At 56.3% G+C, this 23,192-nt stretch carries 19 protein-coding genes, 1 pseudogene and 2 riboswitches; of the genes and pseudogenes, 19 read left to right on the forward strand and 1 reads right to left on the reverse strand.

The genetic code is table 11. The features are described 5' to 3' along the window. Positions 1-98: 98 nt before the first annotated feature. Positions 99-298: riboswitch (cobalamin riboswitch) on the forward strand. Between the two features lie 187 nt (positions 299-485). The 17 genes and pseudogenes from ACX1DY_RS14290 to ACX1DY_RS14370 all read left to right on the forward strand — a co-directional run bounded on the left by ACX1DY_RS14290 (position 486) and on the right by ACX1DY_RS14370 (position 19,374). Next, complete coding sequence (locus tag ACX1DY_RS14290) at positions 486-1,253, forward strand: energy-coupling factor ABC transporter permease (protein WP_458964858.1); 768 nt, start codon at positions 486-488, stop codon at positions 1,251-1,253. Next, a complete protein-coding gene (locus tag ACX1DY_RS14295; protein ID WP_458964859.1) occupies positions 1,250-1,534 on the forward strand; it encodes an energy-coupling factor ABC transporter substrate-binding protein in 285 nt (94 codons plus the stop codon). The genes ACX1DY_RS14290 and ACX1DY_RS14295 overlap by 4 nt, the downstream gene beginning before the upstream one ends. After that, positions 1,531-2,319 carry a cobalt ECF transporter T component CbiQ gene (gene cbiQ, locus ACX1DY_RS14300; RefSeq protein WP_458964860.1) on the forward strand — a complete coding sequence of 263 codons (789 nt, stop codon included), beginning with the start codon at positions 1,531-1,533 and terminating at the stop codon, positions 2,317-2,319. The genes ACX1DY_RS14295 and cbiQ overlap by 4 nt, the downstream gene beginning before the upstream one ends. 60 nt (positions 2,320-2,379) lie before the next feature. After that, positions 2,380-3,246 carry an energy-coupling factor ABC transporter ATP-binding protein gene (locus tag ACX1DY_RS14305; protein ID WP_458964861.1) on the forward strand — a complete coding sequence of 289 codons (867 nt, stop codon included), beginning with the start codon at positions 2,380-2,382 and terminating at the stop codon, positions 3,244-3,246. 523 nt (positions 3,247-3,769) lie between these two features. Continuing rightward, positions 3,770-5,542: pseudogene (gene cobJ / locus ACX1DY_RS14310) on the forward strand (precorrin-3B C(17)-methyltransferase); the annotation flags it as partial. Next, positions 5,531-6,766, forward strand: a complete 1,236-nt coding sequence (locus tag ACX1DY_RS14315; protein WP_458964904.1) for a sirohydrochlorin chelatase — start codon at positions 5,531-5,533, stop codon at positions 6,764-6,766. The pseudogene cobJ and the gene ACX1DY_RS14315, both read left to right, overlap by 12 nt. A gap of 5 nt (positions 6,767-6,771) precedes the next feature. Continuing rightward, positions 6,772-7,548 carry a precorrin-6A reductase gene (cobK, locus tag ACX1DY_RS14320; protein ID WP_458964862.1) on the forward strand — a complete coding sequence of 259 codons (777 nt, stop codon included), beginning with the start codon at positions 6,772-6,774 and terminating at the stop codon, positions 7,546-7,548. A 135-nt stretch (positions 7,549-7,683) separates the two neighbouring features. Then, the gene (locus ACX1DY_RS14325) at positions 7,684-8,355 is read left to right on the forward strand and encodes a precorrin-8X methylmutase (RefSeq protein ID WP_458964863.1); all 672 of its coding nucleotides are present in this window, start codon (positions 7,684-7,686) and stop codon (positions 8,353-8,355) included. Positions 8,356-8,672: 317 nt separating this feature from the next. After that, the gene (locus ACX1DY_RS14330; RefSeq protein ID WP_458964905.1) at positions 8,673-9,791 is read left to right on the forward strand and encodes a cobalt-precorrin-5B (C(1))-methyltransferase; all 1,119 of its coding nucleotides are present in this window, start codon (positions 8,673-8,675) and stop codon (positions 9,789-9,791) included. After that, positions 9,784-11,010, forward strand: coding sequence for a precorrin-6y C5,15-methyltransferase (decarboxylating) subunit CbiE (gene cbiE, locus ACX1DY_RS14335; RefSeq protein ID WP_458964864.1), 1,227 nt, complete (start codon positions 9,784-9,786; stop codon positions 11,008-11,010). Before ACX1DY_RS14330 ends, cbiE begins: the two co-directional genes overlap by 8 nt. Positions 11,011-11,288: 278 nt before the next feature. Next, positions 11,289-12,164, forward strand: a complete 876-nt coding sequence (gene cobI / locus ACX1DY_RS14340) for a precorrin-2 C(20)-methyltransferase (RefSeq protein ID WP_458964906.1) — start codon at positions 11,289-11,291, stop codon at positions 12,162-12,164. Next, complete coding sequence (gene cobM / locus ACX1DY_RS14345; RefSeq protein ID WP_458964865.1) at positions 12,161-12,967, forward strand: precorrin-4 C(11)-methyltransferase; 807 nt, start codon at positions 12,161-12,163, stop codon at positions 12,965-12,967. Before cobI ends, cobM begins: the two co-directional genes overlap by 4 nt. After that, a complete protein-coding gene (locus ACX1DY_RS14350) occupies positions 12,960-14,075 on the forward strand; it encodes a cobalt-precorrin 5A hydrolase (protein WP_458964866.1) in 1,116 nt (371 codons plus the stop codon). The genes cobM and ACX1DY_RS14350 overlap by 8 nt, the downstream gene beginning before the upstream one ends. Beyond that, positions 14,068-15,702, forward strand: a complete 1,635-nt coding sequence (locus ACX1DY_RS14355; protein ID WP_458964867.1) for a cobyrinate a,c-diamide synthase — start codon at positions 14,068-14,070, stop codon at positions 15,700-15,702. Before ACX1DY_RS14350 ends, ACX1DY_RS14355 begins: the two co-directional genes overlap by 8 nt. A 537-nt stretch (positions 15,703-16,239) precedes the next feature. After that, the gene (locus ACX1DY_RS14360; protein ID WP_458964868.1) at positions 16,240-17,118 is read left to right on the forward strand and encodes an ROK family protein; all 879 of its coding nucleotides are present in this window, start codon (positions 16,240-16,242) and stop codon (positions 17,116-17,118) included. A 244-nt stretch (positions 17,119-17,362) separates the two neighbouring features. After that, complete coding sequence (locus tag ACX1DY_RS14365) at positions 17,363-18,382, forward strand: HRDC domain-containing protein (protein ID WP_458964869.1); 1,020 nt, start codon at positions 17,363-17,365, stop codon at positions 18,380-18,382. Between the two features lie 71 nt (positions 18,383-18,453). After that, positions 18,454-19,374 (forward strand): 1-phosphofructokinase family hexose kinase, encoded by a 921-nt coding sequence (locus ACX1DY_RS14370; RefSeq protein WP_458964870.1) that lies wholly within the window; start codon positions 18,454-18,456, stop codon positions 19,372-19,374. A gap of 78 nt (positions 19,375-19,452) precedes the next feature. On the opposite strand, the gene corA is transcribed toward ACX1DY_RS14370, so the two are convergent. Next, positions 19,453-20,388 carry a magnesium/cobalt transporter CorA gene (gene corA / locus ACX1DY_RS14375; RefSeq protein ID WP_458964871.1) on the reverse strand — a complete coding sequence of 312 codons (936 nt, stop codon included), beginning with the start codon at positions 20,386-20,388 and terminating at the stop codon, positions 19,453-19,455. 427 nt (positions 20,389-20,815) lie between these two features. Next, positions 20,816-20,952: riboswitch (SAM riboswitch) on the forward strand. Between the two features lie 87 nt (positions 20,953-21,039). Here corA and metA point away from each other — a divergent pair. Together metA and ACX1DY_RS14385 are read left to right on the forward strand one after the other, a co-directional pair. Continuing rightward, a complete protein-coding gene (metA, locus tag ACX1DY_RS14380; RefSeq protein ID WP_458964872.1) occupies positions 21,040-21,969 on the forward strand; it encodes a homoserine O-acetyltransferase MetA in 930 nt (309 codons plus the stop codon). Between the two features lie 45 nt (positions 21,970-22,014). Next, positions 22,015-23,184 carry an aminotransferase class I/II-fold pyridoxal phosphate-dependent enzyme gene (locus tag ACX1DY_RS14385; RefSeq protein WP_458964873.1) on the forward strand — a complete coding sequence of 390 codons (1,170 nt, stop codon included), beginning with the start codon at positions 22,015-22,017 and terminating at the stop codon, positions 23,182-23,184. Positions 23,185-23,192 lie beyond the last annotated feature (8 nt).

Raw genomic sequence — 23,192 nt, forward strand, 5'->3', positions numbered from 1 at the left:
ATTCAAATGAGCTTCTTACAAGCTATGCAGCTCTTTACAGGGGCTTCCACTTTTATCACAGACACCGGCCGGCCATGTCCGCTATGATGTACAGGATGAATCAGCGATGAAAACAAGGTGCCTTTGATCGTACAAAGTACCTCAAGGGGTAACAGGGAATCGGGTGCAACTCCCGAGCGGTCCCGCCACTGTAAGGAAAAGCCAGCCTTCACGATGTCACTCGGCAGAGCGCCGGGGAAGACGGGGGCATGGCGCCAGCATTCCAAGCCAGGAGACCTACCTTGTTTGCGCACACACGACTCTACGCGGATAGGAGCGGTGTACGAAGAGGTTCAGAGAAGAGGGTGTGCCTGCAGAATCTTACCGGCGGGAAAGCAGCCTTCTCTTTGTGATCTTTCGACGTACATATAACTCCCACCCTCTGAGGGCGGGGGTTTTTTTTGGTTTGCAGCAGAAGAACAACTGATGAAAGGATGGAGGAGAGAATGAACAAGCGCAGTTTTTGCAGCTTCGCAGTGCTGGTTGTCGGATTTACGGTTTATTTTGCGCTGAATGAGCCGGGTACAGCCGAAGCGATGCATATTATGGAGGGCTTTTTGCCGATAGGATGGGCTGTATTCTGGTGGGTGGCCTTTGTGCCGTTCTTTGTGCTTGGAATCATGAAGCTGAAAAAGCTGACCCAAGACAATCCCGAGCTGAAGCTGCTGCTTGGGCTGTCGGGTGCTTTTACCTTTGTATTGTCCGCACTCAAAATGCCTTCGGTAACCGGGAGCAGCTCACACCCTACAGGGACGGGACTTGGCGCCGTGATGCTGGGGCCGCTGCCGATGAGCGTGATCGGTTCCATTGTGCTGCTGTTTCAGGCGCTCTTGCTGGCGCACGGCGGAATAACCACCCTCGGGGCGAATGCGTTCTCGATGGCTGTCGCGGGTCCTTTTGCCGGATATGCAATTTATAAGCTGACGATGAAGCTGACGGAACGTGAAAAGCTGGCAGTGTTCTGCGCAGCGGCGGCGGCCGATCTGATGACCTATGTTGTCACGTCCTTTCAGCTTGCGGCGGCTTTTCCGTCGGCGGACGGCGGCATGCTGGCTTCTTTTGTTAAATTCGGCGGCATCTTTGCCGTGACCCAAATTCCGCTGGCCATCAGCGAGGGGCTGCTTACCGTGCTGCTGTGGAACTGGCTGAAGGCCTATAGCCCGCAGGAACTGTCGCTCTTGAAACGGGGAGCCAAAGGAGGAAGCGCAGAGTGAAAAACAAATGGAAAAACGGGCTGATGCTGCTGGCGGTTGTTCTGCTCGTGGTGCTGCCGCTGCTGCTGGTGAACGGGGAATTCGGAGGAGCCGACGATGCGGCGGAGGGAGCGATTTCGGAGATTGATCCTAACTATAAACCTTGGTTCAAACCCCTGGCCGAGCTGCCGGGAGAAACGGAAAGTATGCTGTTTGCGCTGCAGGCGGCAATTGGAGCCGGAATTATCGGCTATACGATTGGCCTTATGAAGGGAAAACGGGAGCGTCAGCAGCAGAAATGATCAGAAGAATTGATGTGTTGTCCCACAGCAATGCGCTGCGGCAGCTCTCCCCGATGTGGAAAAGCTTGTTCGCCGCAGTCATGCTCGCGCTCTCCCATGTGCTGCATCCTGCGCTGCAGGCTGTTATCGCGCTGTGGATGATCCTGTGGTGCCTCCTGTATGCAAAAATCCCGCTCAGCGCCTACGGGCTGCTGTTCGGCACGGCGCTGCTGTTCTACCTCCTGAGCGTTCCGGCGCTCATGGTGGAGCTGGGCCGTCCCGCTGCAGGAGAGGCTGCGCTGTCATTGCCGCTGCCGGGGACGGCGCGGTACATCTACATTACAGCGGAGGGCGGATTGCGGGCGGGCGTGCTGCTGGCACGGGTAGCGGCCTGTCTGTCCTGCTTCTTTTTTATTATGTTTACTACGCCGTTTGGTGAACTGCTGCAGGTGCTGCGCAGGCTGCGTATGCCTCAGATCGTGCTGGAGCTGATGCTGATTATGTACCGCTTCCTGTTCCTGCTTGACGATACGGCACACGGCATGCTGCTGGCCCGGCGGCTGCGCGGCGGCAAGAGAGGCTTCATGCCCAAGCTGCGGGAGGCTGCCGGAATGGCGGCCGCGCTGTTCGCAAGCACCATGCACCGTTATTACGGGCTGTCGCAGGGACTTGCGGCCCGGGGCTTTACCGGGGAGATTCCTTTGCCGCCTTATGTGTCCCGCCCAGTGCCGCGCAGATTCGCTTTGGAGGCCTATGCGGGAATCGTACTCCTGCTGCTGGCACAGTTGTGGATTACATGGAGCTAGCACGCGTTCAGCATTACATACGAATAGATGAAGTGAAATGAACTGAAGAAGGAGAGCATTATGGACAACAAGGATTACTGTCTGGCCTTTGAGGGAGTGGTGTTCCGTTACCCGGACACGGCGGAGCCCGCGCTGCGGGAGCTGACCGTCTCCATTCCAAAGGGTGGCAAAACAGCGGTCCTCGGCCACAACGGCTCCGGCAAATCCACCCTGTTCCTGCATGCCGTAGGCATTTTGCGGCCACAGGCGGGGACGGTGCAGCAAGCGGGAAGCCCTGTATCCTACGCCAAAAAAGAGCTGGCCGCCCTGCGCCGCAGAGTTGGCCTTGTTTTTCAGGACCCCGAGCAGCAGCTCATCTTAAGTACACCGCTGGAGGATGTGTCCTTTGGGCTGCGGGGGATGGGGATGGATGAGGCGGCGATTCAGATGCGCTGCACTGCGGTGCTTGAGCAGATGAATCTGACAGCGCTGAAGGATAAGCCGGTGCATCAGCTCAGCCTGGGCCAGAAAAAGCGTACCGCACTCGCAGGTGTGCTGGCGATGGGACCGGAGCTGATTTTGCTGGATGAGCCAACGTCCTATTTGGACCCGGTGTCCGAGGCACTGCTTCTGGAGGGGCTGGATACCATTCACCGCAAGGGCACTACGGTCGTTATGGCTACGCATGACATGAATTTGGCTTACCGTTGGGCGGACTGGATCATCGTCCTCGATCAGGGAAGCTGCGTTGCCGCCGGAACGCCGGAGGATATTTTTGCCCGGAGGGAAGCGCTGCAGGCGGTGGGCCTTGAGCTTCCGCTGCTGGCCGATCTGTGGCACAGCCTGCCCCGCCGCTTGACTGCAGGGCACAGCGCGCCCCGGAATGCGGGAGATTTCAAAGCGCTGCTGAGCGGGATGCTGGGCGATAGCGGGCAAGGGGATTTTTGAAAATGTAAGAGATATTAAGTTTCTGTGAAGGGGTTGCAACAGCCTACACTGGGAAACGGGCGGTTTGTTGTCCGCAGGAGTGCTGGAATGAGTGGGTTCGTAGCTGGTTGGAGGCTGGTTGCATATTTTAGCCGTACTCCCTCCCGGTTAACGCAGCCGCTGTAATTGTAAATAGTGCAATAGACAGCCATGCCGCTCTTTCGCGGCACTTCAGACGATGAAATTTCATAGAAGGCCCTCAATTTGGCTTCGCCAAATTCGAGGCTTCCATAACAATGTCCTCTGTTCGGACATCGTTATTTCAGGATAGAATCTCGGCAAAACAGGCTAATAGAGTAATCTGGTGTATTTTGTGCAACAGAAATTTAGATAATGCACGTATTGTGGGGGTTTTTTTCGATTCTAGTGTATGAAGTGCAATAGAATTGTAGGTTCTTGTCTTTGGAGTAGATTCTGTTGTAGAAAGTGCAATCGCTATAGCAAATTGGAGTTTTGGAGGACGAAAACTAAAGGGGGAACAAGGGTGAAGAAACAAGGAAAGCTGCTGATTATCGGCTTTGGTCCAGGGAGGCTGGAGCATATTACGGGCCGTGCTCTGGCTGCGCTGGAAGAGAGTGATGCCGTGATCGGCTACACGACATATGTGGACCTGATCAAGCCGCTGCTGCGGCATCAGGAGATTGTCGGCACAGGCATGACCGAGGAGGTTAGCCGCGCCCAGGAAGCAGTGCGCCGGGCAGAGGCGGGACAGACTATTGCTGTAATTTCCAGCGGGGACGCAGGCGTATACGGAATGGCCGGGCTGGTCTATGAGGTACTGATTGGACGGGGCTGGAGCCGTGGTGAGGGTGTGGAGGTTGAGGTGATTCCCGGCATATCGGCGATTCAATCCTGCTCCTCGCTGCTGGGCGCACCGATTATGCATGATTCCTGTACGATCAGTCTAAGCGACCATCTTACGCCTTGGGAGAGCATCGCAGAGCGGGTTGAGGCTGCGGCGGAGGCTGATTTCGTGATTGCTTTTTATAACCCGCGCAGCGGAAAAAGGACCCGCCAGATTGAAGAGGCGCGTCATATCCTGCTCCGTTACCGCGATCCTGCCACGCCGGTCGGCATTGTCAAAAGCGCCTATCGCGACCGCCAGATGACGGTGGTTACGACGCTTCAGGACATGCTGGAGCATGAGATTGGCATGCTCTCTACAGTCATTGTCGGCAACTCTGCCACGACGGTCTATGAGGGCGTGATGGTCACACCGCGCGGCTATGAGCGCAAGTATAGTCTTGGGGCCGATACGCAGGCGCTGAAGCCGCATGAGCGGCTGCGGACCGCAGCGGAGCCGTGGTCTTTGGCGGCGATGACCGGGGGCGAAGCCGGCCGGGATGCCGCGCTCAGAGCCGGAGCAGCGCCGGAGGGGGACGCAGGCGCTGGAGCGGGTGCGAGGACAGCCCTGAATGCGGGTGAAAGAGCGGCTGAGAATGCAGCGATGGGCCCTGGCAATGGAACGGCTGAGAATGCAGCGATGAACCCAGGCAATGGAGCGAACGAACAGGCAGTAGAGATTACGGGCTCTGGAGCGGGCAAGCTGGCTGCGTTAAATGCAGGATTATCCATTGCTCCGGTGGAGCAAGTGAAGAGCATAGGTACCGGCGATCTGTCAGCAAATCCGTCCGCAGCCTGCGAACTGGAGATTGCTTCGGCAATCGGCAGCCGGACATTCAGCGGTGAGCAAATGAAGCTGCTGGCAGAGCTGGCAGGCGCTGAAGGCCGGCTTGTGTACACCAAAGACGGACATTTTGTTCTGCGGAGCATCCAGGCGGAGCAAGCAGGAATCGCCGATGCTTTGACGGCGGCTGGGCTGAATGTTGCTGCACCGGGGGATTTTGTGAAGGTCAACACCTGCGGGTTTTGTGAGCTGCGAAAACAGGATGCGCTGGGAGCGGCGCAGCGGCTCTATGAACAGTTGAACGGCCAGCCCGTGCCGCGTGAGCTGCACATTAGTGTTGCCGGGTGCGGAATGGCCTGCAACTCGGCTGTCCTGGAGGATATCGGCTTGATTTGGTCCAGAGGCAGCTATGAGCTGTACCTCGGTGGCAAAAAATCCGGGCGGGGCGCCCATCCGGGCAGCCTGGTCCGTGAAGGAATGAACGAGGACGAAGCGGTAGCCGCAGTGGTGGAGGCGGTTGAACGTTACCGTACGGAAGGCCGCGGGAATGAACGATTCCATGCTTTTTATGAGCGGATGGCTATGGGCAGTAAGGATAAGAGCGTGGAGGTCAGCGTTATGGACGGCACAGCAAGCCATGAATGCTCATGCAATGCCCCCCAGAAGGAGAACGGGAAGAGAACCGTTCTGCTCGTAGGTCACGGCAGCCGGGTAGAGGAAGGCAATGACGAGCTGCGTGAGTTCACCCGAATGCTCGCCGCCCGCAGACCGGAGCTGGCTTTTGAAACCTGCTTTATTGAGCTGTCCGCACCCTCCATTTCCGAAGGCATTGACCGGTGTGTGCAAGGAGGCGCAGCAACAATCTACGTTGTTCCGATTATTCTATTCGCGGCGGGCCACTCCAAGCTGGATATTCCGATGGCGCTGGATGAGGCCAAGCTGAAATACCCCGGTGTGGAGTTTGTGTATGGGCGTCCGGTTGGCGTCCAGGAGAGGGCCGTGGATATTTTGCTGGACCGTATCAGGGAGGCTGTGCCGCTGAACGCGCCGGAATTTATGAGCAGCCTGCCCGGAGATATGAATACTGCTGAGCTAGAGACTGCGGCCGCGGTGTCTGAAGCTGTGGATGCCGGAGCTGCCTGTGCCGGGGCGAGGCATTCTGCAGTTGAAGATAAAGATACAATAGTGCTCTTGATGGGGCGCGGTGGCAGCGACCCTGATGCGAACAGTGATTTCTTCAAGCTGACCCGGCTGCTCTGGGAACGCACCTCCTATAAAAGCGTCGAAGCTTGCTTTATTGCCATAACCAGGCCTTTGCTGCCCGAGGGTCTGGAGCGTTGTCTGGTTCTGGGCGCGCGTAAAATTGTGGTGCTGCCATATTTGCTGTTCAATGGGCTGCTGATGCAGCAGTTTAACGAAACGGTCCGGCTGTTCGCCGCCGCCCATCCAGAGATTGAAGTGGAGATCGGCAGCTATCTGGGCTCTCATCCGCTGCTGGCAGACATGCTCATGGGGCGCATTGATGAGACACTGGAGGGGCAGGCCTATTCCAACTGTGACAACTGCAAATACCGCGATGAAGCTGCCGCGCATCACCACCATCATGGGCACGGCCATAGTCATGGTGGCGGGCATCACCATCATGAGGGAGGTTGCCATCATGGGCACGGCCATGAACATGGTGACGGGCACCACCATCATGAGGGAGGCTGCCATCATGGACACGGCCATAGTCATGGTGGCGGGCATCATCATCATGAGGGAGATTGCCACCATGAGCACCGCCATGAACATGGTGACGGGCACCACCATCATGCGGGAGTAGCCCAGGCCAGTGCCCGGAAGGAGCACTGACCGCGATGATATTTATGCTGTGCGGGACTGGGGATGCCCGTGATCTGGCGCTGCATTTGGTGGAGCGGGACTTGCCGCTGCTGGCTTCAGTGGTAACGCCCAGCGCTGCGGAGCGTCTGAAGGCCGCTGGCATCAGAAGCCGCGTCGGCCGGCTGGACCAGCAGGGGCTGCTCTCTTTTTTGCGGGAGAAAGGCTGCCGCGCGGTAGTAGACGCAAGCCACCCGTTTGCGCTGGAGGCACATGCTAATGCAATGGGTGCAGCGGCTGCGCTGGGCTTGCCGTACTTTCGCTATGAGCGGCGCAGTATCCAATATGACAGCCAGCCGAAGCTGCTTGTTGTACATTCATATGAAGAAGCCGCGCGCAGAGCCAAGGAGCTGAAAGGCTCGGTCATGCTGACCACGGGCGGCAAGACGCTGGAGATTTTCGCCAGGGAACTGCTGAACGCTCCCGGTATCCGGTTGACGGTCAGGCTGCTGCCTTGCCTGGAGAACATTGAGAAATGTCTTTCACTTGGGATAGAGCAGCGCAACATCATTGCTTTACAGGGGCCTTTTTCCCGTGAATTGAATGAGGCGCTGTACCGGCAGTACGGCACGCAGGTCATGATTACCAAGGAGAGCGGCGCAGAAGGCTCCGTCGATGAGAAGGTGCATGCGGCGCTTGATATGGGGCTGTATGTGATTTTGATTGCGCGGCCGCAGACTCCTTTTGGGGCTTTTGGCGAGGTCTATGATTCTTTTGCCGGGATTTCGGATGCAGTGGCGAGGGCGCTGGAATAGGCGGGAAAATGCGCTGCGGTTAGAGTGTGTCTTTAATTTGAACAAATGAACGCTAAAAATACCGCGCCGATAGAAGGATTAGCTGTGTGTTGGCTGCCCGTGGATTGTTAGCTTTGAAGAAAAGAGGGATACAATATGGAATTTGGCACGGAATTTAAACCGCTCACGGTGCAGCCGCAGGAGATCGAGAGCCTGAGTTTTCAGATGATTACCGAGGAACTGGGAGCGCATGATTTTACCGCAATGCAGTATCCGGTGGTGCAGCGGATCATTCACGCCTCTGCCGATTTTGAGCTGGGACGGAGTCTGGTGTTTCATCCCAAGGCGATTGAAGCGGGCATTGCCGCCATTTTGCAGGGGAAACCGATTATTGCCGATGTGCGGATGGTGGAGGCCGGGATCGCCAAGGAACGGATTCACAGATATGGCGGCGAGGTTAGAGTACATATCTCTGATCCGGATGTTGTTGAGCAGGCGAAGGAACTGGGGGCGACCCGCGCGATCCTTGCAATCCGCAAAGCCTGCGCCGAAGCGCCGGGCGGCATCTATGTGATCGGCAATGCGCCTACGGCGCTGCTGGAATTGATTCGTCTGGTAAAAGATGGTGCAGCGCGGCCGGGGCTCGTAATCGGCATGCCGGTTGGATTCGTATCTGCGGCGGAGTCTAAGGATGAGCTGCGCAAGCTGGACATCCCTTATATCACGAATATTGGACGCAAAGGCGGCAGCACGGTTGTTGTCGCGGCGGTCAATGCCTTGAGTTTACTGGCGGTCCGTCAAGTGGAAGAATTGCAGAATCAGGGCTGATGCAGCTATTGAAAAAGAATTACATCTAACAGCAGTAAGGAGAGCTGATAGCCTTGGAGTTTCAGAAGCCACTAGATTTGCCCGGGCTGGAAAGCGCTCAGGAATTGGAGGATAGCCACAGGAGCCGGATTGCAGCGGAGCAGCAAAACAAGCAAGCGCCGCTACACCCTTCCGGGCTAACCAGCGGCGGGAGTGGGCACGATCCTGACGATGCGCCAGCATCGTGCAGCGGTAAAGCTTCCGGCGGGACGCCGAAATCCGGCAGCACCAGGGCTGCCGGCGGTGTGCCGGCACCGCCCAGCCCCAAGGCCACTGGCATCGGCCAAGAAGCCGCAGCCGCCAGCTCCCCGGCACAGGTGCCGCTGCGCCGGGGCTACACCACCGGCGCCTGTGCTGCCGCAGCCGCCAAAGGCGCGGCGCTTCTGCTCATCACGGGCGAGTTCCCGCAGACTGTGGATATAGATCTGCCGGCAGGCTTCCGGCATACCTTCGGGCTGACCGGCTGGCAGCGCCACGGCGATGCATCGGCGGTATGTGCAACGGTCAAGGATGCCGGGGATGACCCGGATGCCACACATCAGGCCAGGATTGAGGCGGCTGTAAGCTGGCGCGATGCTCCCGGTGTGGAGATTGACGGAGGCAAGGGTGTCGGGAGAGTCACCAAGCCGGGACTGCCGGTGGCGGTTGGGGAAGCGGCGATTAATCCGGTTCCTCGGCGCATGATTCAGGAGGCTGTGTCCGAGGTGCTGGAGGAGCATGGCGCGGCTAGGGGACTGCGGGTGGTCATCAGTGTGCCGGAAGGGGAAGCCATCGCGCTGAAGACACTGAATCCGCGGCTCGGCGTTCTTGGCGGCATCTCTATTCTTGGCACGCGCGGCGTAGTGACGCCGTTCTCCACCGAGGCCTACAAAGCAAGCGTGGTGCAGGCGATTTCGGTTGCGGCGGCGATGGGGAACAAGCAGATTATTTTGACGACAGGCGGCAGCAGTGAGAAATATGCGCAGGCAATGTTTGCTGGGCTTCCGGAGGAAGCTTTTATCCAAATGGGCGAATATGTAGGCTTCTCGCTGGAGCATGCCAAAGCCCATGGAATCACGAAAGTCACACTCGTAGGCATGGCAGGCAAGTACTCGAAGGTGGCGCAGGGAGCCATGCTGATCCACTCCAAAAATGCCTCGGTAGATTTCGGCTTTCTTGCCCGGATAGCGGCGGAGTCGGGAGCGGGTGAGAAGCTGGTGCAGGAGATTGCCGCCGCCAATACAGCCTCGCAGGTCGTTGATCTGATGACGGAGGCCGGGAATGACGGCTTTTTTGAACAGTTGTGCGTGCATGCCTGCAGGCAATGTCTGGAGCATATGAATGGGAACATGACCGTGGAGATGGTCTTGATCACGATGAAGGGCCGAGTGCTGGGAAGGGCGGAGATCTGTGGCTGACATCATTTATATTATTGGCATCGGTGAGGATGGAGCAGGCGGGCTGACGCCGGACAGTCTGAGCAAGGTGCAGAGGAGCGAGGTGCTGCTCGGCGGGGAGAGGCAGCTGTCTTTTTTCAGTGGCTACCAAGGCGAAAAAATCGTTCTGAAGAACGGCCTCAAGGCTTTTGCCGACAAGCTGGAGGAAGTGTGGAGAGAGCGGCGGGCGGTTGTGCTGGCGTCGGGGGACCCGCTGTTTTTTGGCATCGCCGGCTATCTGGTCCGCAGATTCGGGCCGGAGAATGTCGAAGTCATTCCGCATTACAGCAGCGTTCAGCTTGCTTTTGCGCGGCTGGGGGATAGCTGGCAGGATGCCGAGCTGATCAGTCTGCATGGACGCCCGATCCGGGGGCTGGCCCAGCGGATGGACGGCAGGCACAAAATCGCACTGCTGACCGATGAGACTAATACTCCGGCAGCAATCGGCGCTTATTTGCGGGAGTTCGAGATGACGGAATATGAGGCTTTTGTCTGCGAGCGGCTGGGCGGGAGCGGGGAAGTCTGCCGGTTCTGGGAGCTGGAGGAGCTGGAAAAAGGGACCTTTGCCCCGCTGAATGTGGTCATTCTGCGGCGGAGGCCGGGAAGCGGACCTGCCCGGAGGCGCGGTTTTGCGTATCCCGACGAGGCGTTCCACCAAAGGCGCCCGGAGAAGGGGCTGATCACGAAGCGTGAGGTGCGCGCCCTTGTCCTGTCGGAGCTGAATCTGGCCGAGGATGCGGTAGTCTGGGACATCGGCTCCGGCTCCGGCGCTGTAGCGGCGGAATGTGCGCGGATTGCCCGTCTCGGCAAGGTGTACGCCCTGGAAAAAGGAGCGGATAATCTGCCCAACATGGAAGCGAACCGCCGGAAATTCCGCGCCGATTTCGAGATCATCCACGCCAAAGCCCCGCAGGGGCTCGAGCTGTTGCCGGACCCGGATGCGGTGTTCATCGGCGGCAGCGGCAGCGAGCTGGGGAGCATTATTGCCCACTGCGCACAGCGGCTTCAGCCGGAAGGGCGGATTGTTATCGGAGCGATAACCGTTGAGACGCTGTATGCCGGCATGGAGGCGCTGAAGCTCGCGGGAATGACAACAGAGGTGACGCAGCTTCAGGCTTCACGTGGCAAGCCGATCCTCGGCATGACCCGGTTTGAGGGGATGAACCCTGTCTACGTTATCAGCGGGCGCCGGGGGGAGTAGGTTTATTTTGCGGCCGCACCCAACCCGATAATTGCACTTCCTGCAACTAAAAAGGTGCTTTTTGGACACTGTCACCGATTAATTGTATTTCGTACACTTATAAAGCTATCATCTGTGGAAAAAAGAAGCTTCCGGCATTTTTAAATGTACAGAATGCAACTATCGCTGCTATTTCGTTCGTTCGCGTCTTTTTAGCTGTAGTAAATACAATTATCTTTTCTGCGAAAGCCAGGGTTTCTGGGTAATGAACATAACTGCAACATGAGGAGGGAAACGGGATTATGATGAAAATGACTGAAACCAGAGGCGCACCGGGACTGCGGCAGCAGCCTGTGAATAAGCAGCACGATGCTGAAAAACTGACCACCGAAGCGGCAATGCAGGCCGCAAATGTTTTGTATGATGCTGTTAACGAGAACCCGCTCGCGGATAAAAAGCGGACCCCCCTTGGCCTGGGAACCTTGTACGGTGTAGGTGTGGGTCCCGGCGATCCTGAGCTGATTACACTCAAAGCCTGCCGTTTGCTGCAGGAATGTCCGGTAATCGCTTATCCGGCAGCCAAAAAAGGCGGGAAATCCTACGCCCAGGAAATTGTGGACATGCACGTCAATGCTGACGAAAAAATCATGCTGGGGCTCGTATTCCCGATGACCAGAGATCCGGAACAACTGGCAAGCGGCTGGAACCGTACGGCGGAGCTGTGCTGGAATGAGCTGGAGATGGGCAGGGATGTTGCTTTTGTGACGGAGGGCGACCCGAATCTGTATAGTACCTTTATTCACCTGGCCCGGCTGATGCAGGAGCTGCATCCCGGTGTGCCGATTGTTTCGATTCCGGGAATTTCGTCGGTGCTGGGTGCGGCAGCCGCGCTTGAACAGCCTTTGGCCGATGGCGACCAGCGGGTGGGGATTATCCCGGCTACGGAGGACCGCGGGGCGCTGAAGGAAGCGCTGCTCCAGCATGATACGGTGGTGTTTCTGAAGGTGGCCAAGGTATTGGAGCTGGTGCTGGATGTACTGGACGAGCTTGGGCTTGGCGGAAAAGCATCCGTCGTCACCAAGGTGACCTCCCCGTATGAGACCGTGTGGCGGGATGCGCGTAAGCTGCGTGGCAAAGAGCTGGAATATTTGAGCCTTATGGTGGTGAGCAAATGACGCAGACTGCGATGCTGAAGGCAAAAGTATATATTGTGGGTGCAGGCCCCGGTAATCCCGAGCTGATTACGGTAAAAGGCAGCCGCATCCTGCGTTCGGCGGATGTTGTGCTCTATGCCGATTCGCTGGTCAGCGCGGAGCTGATTGCCAGTGCGAAGCCGGGAGCCCAGGTGCTGCAAAGCTCGGGCATGAATCTGGAGCAGCAGGTGGAGCTAATGGCATCGGCGGTACAATCCGGTAAAAGTGTAGCCCGAGTCCACACAGGTGATCCGTCTATGTACGGCGCCATTCTGGAGCAGATGTCGTTGCTGAAGCATTGCGGTGTCAGCTATGAGATCATCCCGGGCGTCAGCTCCGTGTTTGCCTCGGCGGCGGCGCTGGGCGCGGAGCTGACGGTCCCGGAGCTGACGCAGACGGTGATCCTGACCCGCGCCGAAGGACGGACGCCGGTGCCGGAGCGTGAGCAGCTGCGCCGCCTGGCGGAGCATCACTGCACTGTAGCGCTGTTCCTCAGCGCTTCATTGGCAGGGCACGTAGCAGAGGAATTCCTCGCCGCCGGATGGAGCCCGGTCACGCCGGTAGCTGTTGTGAAGCGGGCCACCTGGCCGGACCAGCAGATTCTGCGGACCACTGTAGCGAAGCTTGCGGATGATCTGCGCGAAGCGGGCATTACCATGCATGCGATGATCCTTGCGGGCTGGGCGCTGGACCCTGCTCTGGTAGACCGTGACCAACACCGCTCGAAGCTGTACGACAAGACATTCACTCACGGCTGCAGGGAAGGATTGGGTCCGAATGGCTAACAGGTACGCAGCGGTCGCCATTACCAGAAACGGTATCCGGCTGGCGCTTACGCTGGGCGGGCTGCTGCCGGATACCGAGGTCTATTGCTGCGCCAAGTACAGCGGAGAATTACAGGAGGCTGCGGGCATCCAGTATGTGTTTGAGGGGCCGGTCAAAGAGCTGCTCCCGGAGCTGTTCCAGCGCTATGAAGGAATCATTCTATTCTTCTCGCTGGGTGCGGCGGTAAGGCTGATTGCGCCTCTGCTCCGGGATAAAAGAACCGATCCCGCCGTCATCGTGATCGACGAGCGGGGAGAGCATGTCATCAGCATGCTTTCCGGGCACCTGGGCGGCGCCAACCGCCTTACGCTGCAGATCGCAGAGCTGCTGGACAGCCATCCCGTGATCACCACCGCCTCGGATGTGCAGGGCACCTTCGCGGTGGACCTGCTGGGCCGGGAATTCGGCTGGCGTGCGGACAGCTTCGCGCCGATGAAGACAGTCAGCGCCGCTGTGGTTAACGGGGAGGCGGTGGCCTTCCTGCAGGAGAGCGGCGAGCGCGGCTGGCTGCCGCCCGGAGCCGAACTGCCGGAGCATGTGCGACTCTGCGGCAGCATGGCAGAGCTGCGGGAATTCCCGTTCAGCGCGGCGATTGTAGTCACTGATCGGCATCTGACAGAGCCTGAGACGACTGCTTTGGGGGAACGGACGGTAGTCTATCATCCGCGCAGCTTAGTCCTTGGCATGGGCTGCAATCGCGGCACATTGCTGGAAGAATTGGAAGCTGTAGTGCTGGGCACTCTTGCGGAGCTGGGGCTTTCGCTTCTAAGCGTCCGCAATCTCGCCACTGCTGCGATCAAGGGGGACGAAGTTGGCCTACTGGCCTTGTGCGGGAAGTATGGCTGGGAGCTGGTCTTGTATTCACCGGAGCAGTTGAATACGGTGGAGCTGGAGCAGCCCTCGGATACAGTATTCAGAGCGACTGGAGCCTACGGTGTCTGCGAGCCTGCGGCTCTGTTGTCCTCCGGCGCGCAGGAGCTTGTGCTGAAGAAGAAAAAAAGCGGCAATGCGACAATCGCTGTAGCGAGAGTTAACTACGAAGGAGCGGAGGGAGCAGCAAATGAATGAACTGAGCGGACAGCAAAAGCTTTCAGCGCCCCGTCCCCGCTTCGTGGTCGCCGGTACGGGCAGCGGATCGGGCAAAACCACGGTGACGCTTGGCCTGCTGCGGGCTTTTGCCCGGCGCGGACTTACAGTGCAGGCCTTCAAATGCGGGCCGGATTATATTGATCCGGCCTATCATGCTGCCGTAACAGGCCAGCCTGCACGCAATCTGGATTCCTGGATGACTTCAAGCAGCTATATGCTGGAGTATTTTTTACGTTCCTCGGAGGAAGCCGATTTATCGGTGATCGAGGGCGTTATGGGGTTATATGACGGCAAAGAAGCGACCTCGCTTACGGGATCAACGGCAGAGATAGCCATCCTTACAGGAAGTCCGGTGGTGCTGGTGGTGGATGTGCGCAGCATGGGCCGCAGCGCGGCGGCGATTGTGCTGGGCTTTCAGCAATTGGAGCGGGATCTCTGCATCGCTGCGGTGATCGTGAACCGCTGCGGGAGTGCCAGCCATTACCGGACGGTCAAAGCTGCGATTGAAGAAGCCTGTGGCATCCCGGTCATCGGCTGGCTGGAACGGGATCACGGGCTGGATATCCCGGAGCGGCATTTAGGGCTGCTGCCCGCCGTTGAACGAGGTGAGCTGGAGCCGTTATTTGACCGTGCCGCAGACCTGCTGGCAGAGGGCACGGACCTGGATGCGCTGCTGGAGCTGGCTGTGGCAGCGCCCGCCTTGCATTATCCAGCGCCGGCAATGCTGGGAGAGGAGCAGCAAGGCGCTGCTGCTCCTGATGATTGCCCGATGGAAGCCGCAGGGCAAGTGCCGCTGGCGGTACTGCCAGCGGACACCGAAGCAGCCCGGCCAGCGAAATCCGAAGCCGGAGCGCTCCTTCCGGCAACAGCCGCTCCAGGTGGCGGCTGCTCAATGCGGCCTAATCCGCCTAAGGATCGGATATGTCGCAAGGCCACTGCAGATGACACAGCACCGGTCATTGCTGTTGCCCGTGATGCGGCGTTTAATTTCTATTACGCCGATAATTTGGAGCTGCTTGCCCGCGCCGGGGCGCAGCTTGCCCTGTTCAGCCCGCTCAGCGGCGAAGGCATTCCGCCGGACGCGGACGGCATCTACCTCGGCGGCGGCTTCCCGGAGGAATTCGCCGCCGGGATCGCCGCGAATTCGGCCTTCCTGCGCGGCCTTAGGGCAGCGGCGGCGGCTGGAATGCCGCTGTATGCGGAATGCGGCGGCTATATGGTGCTGGCCCGCAGCCTCAAGGACCGTGCTGGAGCAGTGCATGCGATGGCCGGGATTATCCCCGCCCATACCGTCATGCAGGAGCGGCGCGTGGCCCTGGGCTACCGCGAAGTTACAGCGCGGGAGGATTGCCTGCTGCTGAAGCAGGGGGAGAGCCTGCGCGGCCATGAATTTCACTACTCCTTGATGAGCTATGTTACCGGAGAGACGTGGACCTATGCATATGATAGCAAAGGCAGAAGCGGCAGCCAGCCGGAGGGCTACTCCTGCGGGAATGTTATGGCTGCTTATGCGCACATTCATCTGGCTTCGCATTTTCCGGCGGCAGTCCGGCTGGTAGAAGCGTGCCGCAGCTACCGTGAGAGAAAGCAAGGTATCCTGCAGTAAGAATTCGCTTATGAAATGAACAACAACAGGGAAACTGTCAGCAAAATGAAGTGGAAAAAGGAAAACTAATTTATGAATTTTACTGATTTTTTGATGATTAGATGGAAAAAGTAGACCTATTCCTCTCCATTTCCATCCATTCAGTGATTGTAGAAGGAAATAAGTGGATTTTTTCCACTAACTAATCTCAGGGGGAGCACACGACTCGGATTAGGTGTACTTTTTCCACATCAGTTCGCTCCAACCAAGGCCGATGCATGATGTAGTGTGAAGGTTCGCTCAAACCAGGCCATGCACGCAGTAATATAAAGGCTCACGCTACTTGGCCAAGACTTGCTGTAATTCATGGGTTCTTCGCAGAGTGCCTGAGCAGTTATTGGATTCAGCGAATTTCCTGCTCTTAATGTTGTTGCTTTTTTAGTATGTCAACCGCTTGTCATACAACGCTCAGGCACGTATAATAAGGGAAAGATAACGCTTTATTACACGAAGAGCCAACCTAAGGCTTGACGTTTATGGGGAAGGGAGACTGCTGCAGTGAAAGTGTTGGGAGCGATTGAAGCAGGGGGAACAAAGTTTGTATGCGGAATTGGAAATGAGGACGGCGAGGTTATCGACCGCGTCAGCTTTCCAACGACAACACCTGAGGAAACGATGGGACTTGTGCTGGACTATTTTAACGGCAAAAATGTGGAGGCTATTGGCATCGGCTCATTCGGACCGATAGATCCGGTGATCGGCAGCCCGACCTACGGGTACATCACAACGACACCGAAGCCTTATTGGGGGCAATATAATCTGGTGGGAACCGTAGCTGAACACTTTAATGTGCCCATCGGGTTTGATACCGATGTCAATGGTGCGGCGCTGGGTGAATACACATGGGGCGCGGCTCAAGGGCTGGATAGCTGTCTTTATATTACGGTCGGGACAGGGATCGGAGCCGGCGCGGTAGTCGGAGGCAAGCTGGTGCATGGCCTGTCCCATCCCGAAATGGGGCATGTTTTTGTGCGTCGCCACCCGGAGGATACCTATGAGGGCTTCTGCCCATATCATAAGGATTGCTTAGAAGGTCTGGCCGCAGGTCCGGCTATTGGTAAACGCTGGGGCAAGCCAGCCGGTGAACTCGCTGCAGATCATCCGGCCTGGGCGATGGAAGCCCATTATTTGGCCCATGCGCTGATGAATTATGTGCTCATTCTCTCGCCGCAGAAGATTGTAATGGGGGGCGGCGTGATGAAGCAGAGTCAGCTTTTCCCAGCTGTTCACGCCAAGCTTCAAGAGCTGCTGGGCGGCTATGTGCAGCATCCTGCGCTCAATGAAGCCATCGGGAGCTACATCGTTCCGCCGCAGCTTGGCGACAACGCCGGACTATCCGGTGCAATTGGACTCGCGAAGCTAGCCCTGGGCCGGTAGTAATCCGTGTCTGGATAAAAAGAGATTGACTGTTTCTCAATATATGGTATTGTAAGCATTAACAGTATAGCATTTAAGAGGAAGCACCTCTTTCACGAATTCGTGGAAGAGGTGCTTTTTTTGTGCCAATATACGGATGTTTCACGCTGTACAGCACCTGAGCAGTTGGAGCGCACGGGAAGCAGGAAACTCCGGTTAGCGCAAGGATTATGCATGCTGTAAGACAAGGAAGGTAGGGATTGGGATGCAGATTGTATTTATGAACCGATTGTCCAGAATATCCGGGGCGGACCAGGAGGTATTTGCCCAGCTATGGATTGGGGAAGATGAGGGGACTTGGCGTCTGGGCTGGCGCGATTTCTCCGGTACTGAGGAAAGGGGAGACAGCTTATGGTATGAAGGCAGCTCCTGGAATGAGTTACTATGCGTATACCGGCATGAGCTGGCTGTGAAGATGGGGGATGGCTACAGACCCCTGATTGATGGTGTGTTTCATGAAGAAGAAGGCTCGTCCGGCAGCCGGAGCCAGGAGCAGCTCAAGCTTCAATACTACAGTGAGCACTTTGGCAATGAAGTTGTCTATGACGAGCTGTGCGCCTGGCGGCGGGGCAAGGCTTCAAGTGAACGTAAGGCGCCTTACATTCTGGCCAGCAACCGCCTGCTGCGCATGCTCAGCGCCTTTCTTCCCCGCACGCCGGAGGAGCTGCTGCAAATTCCCGGTGTCGGTGAGGGCAAAGTCTCGCAATATGGCGAGGATTGGCTGAATATTACCTCAACAGTTCAACGGGAGCATAACTATCCGCTGAACTGGGTGCATGCAGCCGTAGATGAGGACAGCTTTGTATCCTGGCAATATAAGCAGAAAGAAATTAAATACAAGAAGCAGCTTGAGCGTATGCGTCTGCGGAGAACGCTGCTGCAGGGAATTGAGGAGGGTCTGGGCATAGAGCAGCTTAAGGCGCTGAGCGGTATAAGCCGCCGTGAAGTGCTTGAGGGCGTAGAGGAACTGGAGAAAGACGGCTACTCCGTGGAGAAGCTTATTGCCTATGAGCTGGGTAATGTACCCCTCAGCGAGCAAGATAACATCTGGACAGCTTTTGAGCTTATAGGCGATACCTTTCTGAAGCCCGCGCTTTACAAAGCCTATGGCGAAGCGTTCTCGCCCGCAGAAGGACTGGATATCTACTATGAGCGCCTGCGGTTAATCCGCATCCGTTACCGGCGGGAGCAGGCGATCCAGTTACAGATTGCGGCGAATCTGTAGATAGCATTTTTAGGAAAAAACAGCACAATGCAGTATCATACGTGTATACACTCAAAAAAGGAGATGTACCTATGATCGTAACGTTGACGGTTAATCCCAGTGTAGATGCCAGTACAAGTATTCAGCGGGTTGTCCCTGACAATAAGCTGCGCTGCCGGGAAGCCTCATATAAACCGGGAGGCGGGGGAGTAAATGTGTCGCGGGCGGTCCACAGATTAGGTGGCGAGTCCTTGGCGTTGTATGCATCGGGAGGACTGCATGGACAATTGCTGCATCACATGCTCGAACAGGAAGGCGTGAGCCATCAGGAGATTCCGATTTCGGGACAGACCCGGGAAAATCTGATTGTCGTGGAGGAATCCACCGGACAGCAGTTCCGGTTCGACATGCCGGGGCCGCATTTTGCCCAGGGCGACTGGATGCAGTGTCTGGACCAATTGAGGTCGCTGAAAGTGACGCCAACTCTTATTGTTGCCAGCGGCAGTCTGCCGCCGGGCTGTCCTGCGGATTTTTATGGCCAGGTGGTAGAAGCTGCTAAGCAGTGGAATGCCCGGGTCATTGTTGACACCTCGGGGGAAGCTCTGCAGTTGGCTGCTAATGCGGGGGTCTATCTGCTCAAGCCGAACGTGCGCGAGCTGGAAGAGCTGACCGGGCGTGAAATCTCCAGTGATGAGGAGGTACGGGCGGCTGCGCTGGAGCTAATTGAGCAAGGGCGATCTGAAGTGGTCGTTGTTTCCTTGGGCGGCAAAGGAGCGCTGCTCATTACCAAAGAAGGCTGTGAGCATCTGCAGGCCCCTGAAGTTCCTGTGCTGAGTGTGGTGGGAGCAGGTGACAGTCTGGTGGGCGGATTGGTCTACAGTCTGGAACGGGGGTGGCCGCTCCGCAGGGCGGTTCAGTTCGGCATTGCCTCTGGAGCGGCAGCAGTGATGAATCCGGAGCGGGAGCTGTGCAAACGCGAGGATACGGAACGATTGTTCGAGCGCATGGAGTAGCAGCATACCAAAAAGACGAAGGCTTCCTTACCTTGCGGTAACCCGGAGCCTTCGTCCTGCTTATTCGTTCTTTATTGTTCATAGCCAATCCTTCTTGCGGAAAATAACCAGCATTCCGCAGCCGAGCGTCACCATGACGCCGATTACTCCATAATAGCCGTATTTTGAATGTGTCTCAGGAATATTGTCAAAGTTCATACCGTAGATACCGGTAATGACGGTCAGCGGCATGAATATCGTGGTAATGGCCGTAAATACTCTCATGATTTCATTGGCGCGGTTGGCGATACTGGATTGATAGGCTTCGCGCAAGTTGCCCATGAGATCGCGGTACGTTTCGAATGTTTCAGAGATCTTGACCGCATTTTCATAAATATCGCTGAAATACTTCTGCAACTGGTCGTCGATCAGGCGAAGGTCTTTTTTGTTCAGCGTATTGATAACTTCCTTTTGCGGTCCGAGCATTTTCTTGAGCCAGAGAATTTCACTTCGCAGACCGATGATTTCGCTAAGATGCGTTTTCTTGGTGTGCATCAGAATGTCCTCTTCCAGCTTCTCAATCCGCGCTTCGATCCGGTCGCCGACGGAGAAATAATTGTCTACGACAAGGTCGATCAGCAGATACAGAAAACGGTCAGGCTCGCTGACCTCCTGCTCCCACAGAATGGGCTTCAGGACGCGCAGCTCATTGATCTTTTGCTTGGTGACGGTAATAATGAAATTTCTGCCCAAAAATACGTTGAGCGCACGGAGGAAAATTTCCTCATCGTCAAAACGGATGCTGTTCACCACAATAAAATAATGGCTTTCATAAATTTCAATCTTTGGACGCTGATCCTCTTCACTTAGGCAGTCCTCCACGGCCAGATCATGCAGATTGTACAAAGGCTGAAGCAGCTCCAGATCCTCTACATCTGCATCAATCCAATAAAATCCTTCCGCGGGGGCGGTCAAAGTTTCTTCAATGTCATCAACAGGCGTAAAAACCCCTGCGTTTACCAGCCGGATTTTCATCTGATCCCACTCCTTCTGTCCCTGATCTTCTTCAGGGATGTGCTAATTTAGGCACAGGGAAAAAAATCAGCTTGGCCGGTGGTACGATCAATGGATAAGGCCAAATGACGGTTCGAGGGCATGAAGAAGAGACGCTCCCGCCGCCGGCAAGCTGATGTTAATCCTGTGTGGTTGTTCGTTCTGGACGTTCAACTGCGAACTCGGGTCGCCTTCCATTCCTCTCTCACCTCTTCTTTTCGTCATATAGGGTGTGAAACACTTGTCTAGTATAACGCCCGGGTTTGGGTCTTTCAAGCTAAATTCTCGGGGGTTTCAGAGACCCTTTAGCATTGTATGGACTTGACGAAAAGGAGGTTCATGATTTAAAGTGAATTTTAAGAAAAGCATTCAACGATTGTGTGACTTTTTCTCAATTGAATACAGCTAAATCTTATCAAGAGCAGGTGGAGGGACTAGCCCGATGAAACCCGGCAACCGGCGTATTAACGCACGGTGCTAATTCTTGCGGAAGCTTTGCATGGAAGGCCTCAGGCCGACCGGCAGAAGTTCTCTGGCAGATGAGAGAGGCGCATATGACTGCAGATATATGACCTTTCTCGCCGGAGAAGGGTCTTTTTGATATTCACATGAACAGAAGGAGCGAAGACAACAATGCCAATTAAAATTCCCGACAGCTTGCCGGCCAAAGAGGTTTTGTCCGGAGAAAATATTTTTGTAATGGATGAAAGCCAGGCTTTCCACCAGGATATCCGTCCACTGCGGATTGCGATCCTGAATTTGATGCCAACCAAGGAAACGACGGAGACGCAGCTCCTGCGCCTGGTCGGGAATTCACCGCTTCAGGTGGATGTTGTGCTGCTGCATCCCAGCTCCCACACCTCCAAGAACACCTCGGCGGAGCATCTGAAGAGCTTTTATAAAACCTTTGATGAAATCAGCGACCGCCGCTTTGACGGACTGATCGTTACCGGCGCTCCTGTAGAGCAACTCGAATTCGAGGATGTGAACTACTGGGAAGAGCTGAAAGAAATTTTTGAATGGAGCAAGCAAAATGTGACCTCGACCATGCATATCTGTTGGGCGGCCCAAGCCGGACTGTATCATCACTATGGTGTACGCAAGGTTGATTTGGATCAGAAATGCTTTGGTGTTTTTTCGCACACAGTGAACCAGGCTAACGTTAAGCTGCTGCGCGGTTTTGACGAGGTGTTCCATGTTCCGCATTCCCGCCATACCGATGTCTCGCGTGAAGACATTCTTGCGAATCCCGAGCTGCAGATCCTTGCCGAATCTGAGGAAGCTGGTGTGTATCTGGTTTCAACGCTCGACGGCAAGCAAATTTTCGTGACCGGACACTCCGAATATGATCCGTTCTCGTTAAAATGGGAGTATGACCGGGATATCGCCAAAGGAATGGACATTGCGATTCCGAAGCATTACTATCCTCAGGATGATCCGCAGCGCACACCGCCGGCTGTCTGGCGTGCCCATGCCAACTTATTATTCTCTAACTGGCTCAATTACTATGTATACCAGGAGACCCCTTACGATATAGATCAGGCCGATTATTTAGTATTCTAAATATAGAAGGAATTTTCGTGTACACACACTTAGGAGGCGACAGCAATGGATGAGAAATTGAGAATTGAGAGCAGACTAGCGCAGATTGGTTCACTGGAAGACCCGGCGACGGGTGCGATTAACTATCCGATATACAATGCGACGGCATTCCGTCACCCGAGGCTCGGACAGAGCACAGGCTTTGATTACATCCGCACGAAGAACCCTACCCGCTGGGTGCTGGAAGAGGCGGCTGCGGAGCTGGAGTCCGGGGAAGCCGCTTTTGCCTGCAGTTCTGGGATGGCTGCGCTGACTACGGTATTCGCTCTGTTTGGACAAGGCGACCATCTGGTGGTGTCGCTGGATCTGTACGGCGGAACCTACCGTCTGCTGGAGCGGATTCTCTCCAAATACGGCATCAGCGCTTCCTATGTGGATACGAATGATCTGGACGGGCTGGAGGCTTCACGGCGTCCGAACACCAAGGCTGTATTTATCGAAACGCCGACCAATCCGCTCATGATGATTACGGATATCGCCGCAGTATGTACGTGGGCCAGCCGGCACGGGCTGCTCACGATTGTAGATAATACGCTGCTCACACCGTTCTTCCAGCGGCCGCTGGAGCTGGGAGCGGATATTATCGTCCATAGCGCGACCAAATACTTAGGCGGTCATAACGATGTTCTCGCTGGCCTGATCGTAACCAAAGGCACTGAGCTGTCGGCGGAAATGGCCATACTGCATAACTCGCTGGGCGCTGTGCTTGCGCCGAATGACAGCTATCAGCTGATGAAGGGCATGAAGACACTGGCGCTGCGCATGGAGCGGCATGAGAGCAATGCGCTGGCGCTGGCCCATTATCTGCTGGGGCATCCGGCGATTGCTGAGGTGTTCCATCCCGGACTGCCGGACCACCCGGGTTATGAGATCCAGAACCGCCAATCCTCAGGCAACACCGGAATCTTCTCCTTTAAGGTAAAAGATGCCCGGTACGTCGAGCCGCTGCTCCGTCATATCCGGCTGATCGCTTTCGCCGAAAGCCTCGGCGGCGTGGAGTCGCTCATGACCTACCCCGCGGTGCAGACCCATGCCGATATTCCGGTAGAGATCCGCGATGCGGTTGGCGTGGACGACCGCCTGCTGCGCTTCTCCGTCGGCATCGAGCATGCGGATGATCTGATCGCAGATCTCGCCCAGGCGCTGGAAGCCGCACGGCTTGAGCTGGAAGCATAGTAATCGGC

This window comes from Paenibacillus sp. BAC0078 (genome assembly GCF_054483875.1).